The following is a 3,224-nucleotide window of genomic DNA, read 5'->3' on the forward strand; positions in this document are numbered from 1 at the left end:
GAAAAATTAAAAGATTGAATTGAAATATATAATAATAATAATTTAAAAATTGAAGTTAAAAGTATACAATCAATTATTTTTAAAGGAAAAATAAAAGACTTTAAAGGTTATGAAATTTTTAAGGATTGTAAAATTATTCATAAATCAGTAAATGCTAATTTTAATTATTATTACATAAATACATCAACTTTGACTAAGCAACAATTAGAACAATTAACTTGTTATTGAGGAAAAAAAATAATGAATATAACAGAATCAATTAAATTTAACAAAATTAAAGAAGAAAATGAAAAAATTAAAAAAGAACTTGCTAAATTAAAGCAATTTCAATTAAAGAAAAGTGATTTTTGAGTTCAATTTTATTGTATAAATTGTGAAAAAGTTGACAGATGTATATTATCAAGTTGTTCAGAAAATACTTTAAGAAAAAACTATGTTTTAAAAGATAATTCTAAATCTAAATATGCTAATTATCCAATAAGGAGGATTAATAATGAATCAATTTATTGCCATTGGTAGAACAACAAAAGATATTGAAATTAAAAGAACACAAAATGGTAAAGAATATGCCATGTTTCAATTAGCAGTAACACGACCACATTCAATTCAAAAAGATACTGATTTTATTACTTGTCAAGTTTGAAATAAACAAGCAAATTTATTACAACAATATTGTCATAAAGGTAGTAAAATTGCAATTACAGGTATTTTACAATCTTATAAAGATAAAGATAATAAAATACAATGAATGGTAAGAGTTTATAGTTGTGAATTTTTACAAACTAATAATAATTTAAAAAAAGATACTTTATCTGAAAAACCACAAGAAAAAATAGAATTTAATTCATCTGATACAAAAGAATTATTTAATAATGATAATGAAAATATTGATACTAATGAAGCAATTTTATGAGATTAAATTTAAAATCTTTATATATTTATAATGATGAATTACATAAGTATAGTATTTTAATCCCTAGTGTTAGTCAAATTGTTAATATTTTATTACCAAAAGACTATTCGCAAATTGATGATAATATTTTAAAATTAGCACAAAATCGTGGAATATGTATACATAATATGATTGATGTTTGAATAAAAAATAATTTTGATGATGAATTAATTGAATTTATTGATTATGAAATAAAATCACATCATGAATTATTTAAAAATTTTATAAAACTATATCAAGAAACTTTTAAAGATATTAAATTTAGACATTATGAAACTGAAAAAAACACTTTATAGTCCTTTAATGTGTGGTACAACTGATTTTATTGGTATAACAACAGATAATGAATATATAATGTGTGATTGAAAAATTACAAGTTCTAATGAAAAAGCGGATATTGAACGCTATATTTGACAATTAAAACTTTATTATTTATTAGAAAAAAACTTTTGTATAGATAATAAAAAAATATTAATGATAATTATAAATCCAAAATTAAAAATAGTAATTAAAGAAAAAGTTAATATTACTAAACAATATTTAAAACAAATTAAAGAAGCCATTTTAATATGACAAGAAAGAGAGAAATGAGAAAATGCCACAAGAAACTAAAACAAAAAAATTAATTGAAAGTATTGGAGAAATTCAATCTGATATAAATCTTTTTGTTGGTAAAAATGCCAGAAATGACCATAATAATTATAATTATTTTACAGAAAGTGACCTCTATCAAACCTTAAAACCACAATTACGTAAACAAGGTATAACTTATACTATTCAAGCAGTTGGAGAACCAAGTTTTACAGAAACACAAAGTAGTAAAGGTGGAAAATTAACAAATTATTATTCAAAAGGATTATTAACACTTTATAAAGGTAGTGAAAAATTAGAATTAGGAATTATTTTATCAGCACAAAATTCAGATATTGCAAAAGCAATTTGTAGTGCTTTAACTTATGGAGCTCGTTATTGATTATGTAAAACTTTTGGTATAGCAACAGATGAATTAGATCCTGATAGTACTGAAATAAGTAAAGAAAATAGTAATCAAGTTATTAAAGAAACTACAAGTGCAACAAAATTAGAACCAGTTATTATTAAAAAACAAAGTGAAGATTTTTATTATCAATTTAAAGAAAGGTTTTTAAAATAATGATAAAAATAGGTATTGACCCATCAGGTACTGGTACTACTGGTATTGTTATTTATGAAGATAATAAATTAAAGGAAAAATTCGAATTTACTAGTATGTCGTGATTAAAACACATATCTTTTATAAAAGATATATTATGCAAATGCAAATATTGTAATTTTCTTAGTATTATAAACATTGAAAATTGTTTACCAACAAATGCTAATGGTTCAAAAGACCGTGATGATTTATTGCGATTACTAGGTGCTATTGAAGCTATTGAAATTAAAAAGAAACATTATACTATTATTAATTGAGTATCTAACTGAGTATCCTCACGACATACTAAATCAGTTGTTAAAAATATGGAAAATTTAAGTAAATATAATGATAGTTGTTTATGAAAATATGATAAAGATACTAATTTAACTTATCAATATGGTAAAGGTTGATTTTATAATAATGAAAAAATAAGTAATCATCTCCGCGATGCAATTATTATTGCTAATTATGAGAGGTAATATTATGAAGAAAACATATAATAAAAAACGAAAAGATAAATATAATCAAAAACGGAAAATATATTATTCTAGCTTTATTCGAAAAACAGTTAATCTTTACTTAAATCAAGAGCAAGAAAAAATCTGAAATAATTTACCACAAAACTATACTTTTTCTGAAAAAGTAGAATATTTTATTAATTATTATATTGTAAATAACAAATAAAAAATAACCTTAATTGGTTATTTTTTAAATGCTATTTGTAAGTTTTTCAATCGCTTCTTTTTTAGCATATTCTTTATCAWTAATTTTAACTTGTTTTTTGACATTTTTAATTTGYCCAGTTTTAATTGCTAATTCTGTTGCACTTTCAGCACCGCGTAAATGCTTTTCATGTGCAATTACAGCAGTTCGTAATTCTCTAATTTCTGCTTTATATTTTTTAATTTTTTTAGCAGATAAACCAAGAACGCCAAGACTACCAGTTCCAACTGAACCCGCTAATACAAGTAAAACAATCATTAATGTATCTGTTGAAATATTCATTTTTTTATTTCCTTTCTATCCTTACTAAAACAGTGGCCATCTATTCTTTCAGAACAAAATAATTTATAAAATAGACTATATAACCACCCAAAA

8 protein-coding genes are annotated in these 3,224 nt (G+C 22.3%); 7 read left to right on the forward strand and 1 reads right to left on the reverse strand.

Going from position 1 to position 3,224, the window contains the following annotated elements; genetic code table 4:
* The 7 genes from C6B38_RS09560 to C6B38_RS01550 form a co-directional block, all read left to right on the forward strand.
* Positions 1-519 (forward strand): hypothetical protein (locus C6B38_RS09560; protein ID WP_162475790.1); only part of this gene is annotated, 519 nt, incomplete at its 5' end.
* Positions 494-919 (forward strand): single-stranded DNA-binding protein, encoded by a 426-nt coding sequence (locus tag C6B38_RS01525; RefSeq protein ID WP_105298992.1) that lies wholly within the window; start codon positions 494-496, stop codon positions 917-919. The genes C6B38_RS09560 and C6B38_RS01525, both read left to right, overlap by 26 nt.
* The gene (locus C6B38_RS01530) at positions 910-1,248 is read left to right on the forward strand and encodes a hypothetical protein (protein WP_105298389.1); all 339 of its coding nucleotides are present in this window, start codon (positions 910-912) and stop codon (positions 1,246-1,248) included. The genes C6B38_RS01525 and C6B38_RS01530 overlap by 10 nt, the downstream gene beginning before the upstream one ends.
* Positions 1,223-1,564, forward strand: coding sequence for a hypothetical protein (locus tag C6B38_RS01535; RefSeq protein ID WP_105298390.1), 342 nt, complete (start codon positions 1,223-1,225; stop codon positions 1,562-1,564). Before C6B38_RS01530 ends, C6B38_RS01535 begins: the two co-directional genes overlap by 26 nt.
* Positions 1,548-2,105: an ERF family protein gene (locus C6B38_RS01540; RefSeq protein ID WP_105298391.1), complete on the forward strand. Its 558-nt coding sequence runs from the start codon at positions 1,548-1,550 to the stop codon at positions 2,103-2,105. Before C6B38_RS01535 ends, C6B38_RS01540 begins: the two co-directional genes overlap by 17 nt.
* Positions 2,105-2,605: a hypothetical protein gene (locus C6B38_RS01545; protein WP_105298392.1), complete on the forward strand. Its 501-nt coding sequence runs from the start codon at positions 2,105-2,107 to the stop codon at positions 2,603-2,605. Before C6B38_RS01540 ends, C6B38_RS01545 begins: the two co-directional genes overlap by 1 nt.
* A gap of 4 nt (positions 2,606-2,609) precedes the next feature.
* Positions 2,610-2,810 carry a hypothetical protein gene (locus tag C6B38_RS01550; RefSeq protein WP_105298393.1) on the forward strand — a complete coding sequence of 67 codons (201 nt, stop codon included), beginning with the start codon at positions 2,610-2,612 and terminating at the stop codon, positions 2,808-2,810.
* Between the two features lie 24 nt (positions 2,811-2,834).
* On the opposite strand, the gene C6B38_RS01555 is transcribed toward C6B38_RS01550, so the two are convergent.
* The gene (locus C6B38_RS01555; protein WP_105298394.1) at positions 2,835-3,131 is read right to left on the reverse strand and encodes a hypothetical protein; all 297 of its coding nucleotides are present in this window, start codon (positions 3,129-3,131) and stop codon (positions 2,835-2,837) included.
* Positions 3,132-3,224 lie beyond the last annotated feature (93 nt).

This window comes from Spiroplasma sp. ChiS, from assembly GCF_002968355.1.
GTDB lineage: Bacteria > Bacillota_I > Bacilli_A > Mycoplasmatales > Mycoplasmataceae > Spiroplasma > Spiroplasma citri.